Origin of the sequence: Undibacterium paludis (genome assembly GCF_022568815.1) — a bacterium.
Taxonomy (GTDB): domain Bacteria; phylum Pseudomonadota; class Gammaproteobacteria; order Burkholderiales; family Burkholderiaceae_D; genus Undibacterium.
The window spans coordinates 1-1105 of record NZ_JAKZHX010000052.1 but is presented as its reverse complement, the minus strand read 5'-3'; the positions used below and the strand labels follow the sequence as shown (position 1 = coordinate 1105).

Annotated in this window: 1 pseudogene; it reads left to right on the top strand. The window is 49.4% G+C overall.

The window, feature by feature from the left end:
- Window positions 1-64: 64 nt before the first annotated feature.
- A pseudogene (locus tag LZ463_RS28865) lies at window positions 65-1105 on the top strand (IS3 family transposase); the annotation flags it as partial.

The following is a 1105-nucleotide window of genomic DNA, read 5'->3' as shown; positions in this document are numbered from 1 at the left end:
TGTAGTGGTCTAATAATAACGGACACCGAGATAGGTGGGATAATTCACCTATTGAGGAAAAGAGATGAAAGCCAAAAGAAGAACATTCGATATCGCATTTAAGCTACAAGTAGTACGCATGGTGACAGAACAGGGTTTAAGTGTGAGTCAGGTGTGCAAAGAATTTGATCTGGGAGAGACAGCGGTACGCCGGTGGCTAAGTCAGATCAATGTACAGAAGCTGGAACAGGCAGGTGTAGGCAAGCCTTTAACGCCCGAGCAGCTACGCATACGTGAGCTGGAAGCCCAGAACCGCCAACTTCAACAGGATGTGGATATTTTAAAAAAGGTATCGGCCTTCTTTGCCAAAGAACTGAAATGAAATATCAAGTCATCCATCAGTTGCAAGAGAAGGCCGTCCCTGTACAAGCTGCATGCAAGGCAATGGACGTATCCAGGTCAGGGTATTACGCCCATGTAAGGGTTCAGAAAAGCCAGCAAACAGTCTGCACGACCAGTGTCCACCTGAAGGCAGCATTTGAAGTCAGTGGAGGCACCTATGGCAGTCGCCGGTTGCGAACCAGTCTGCAGAGCAAAGGGATAAAAGTGGGGCGTTACCGGATACGCACCCTCATGAAACGGCATCAAATGCAGGTCGTCTGGAAACGTAAATTCATTCACACCACCAACAGCAAGCACGATTTACCGATAGCCCCCAACCAGCTCAATCGCCAGTTTGAGCAGAATGAACCCAACCGTGCCTGGGTAGCAGATATAACGTACATCCGTACCAAAAGTGGATGGCTGTACCTGGCAGCAGTGCTGGATCTGTATTCACGCAAGATCGTAGGCTGGGCGATGGCACCGCATATGCATGCAGAACTCGTGTGCGATGCCCTGCAAATGGCACTGATACAACGTGCACCTGAAGCTGGGTTAATCGTGCATTCAGATAGGGGGAGCCAGTACGCCAGTGCCTCCTATCAGCGTTTGCTGGCGAAGTATGGATGTATTTGCAGCATGAGTAGAAAAGGGAATTGCTGGGACAATGCTGTCATGGAACGATTCTTCCTGAGCCTGAAGATGGAGCGTGTCTGGAGAAAGAACTATGCCAATCACACTGAAG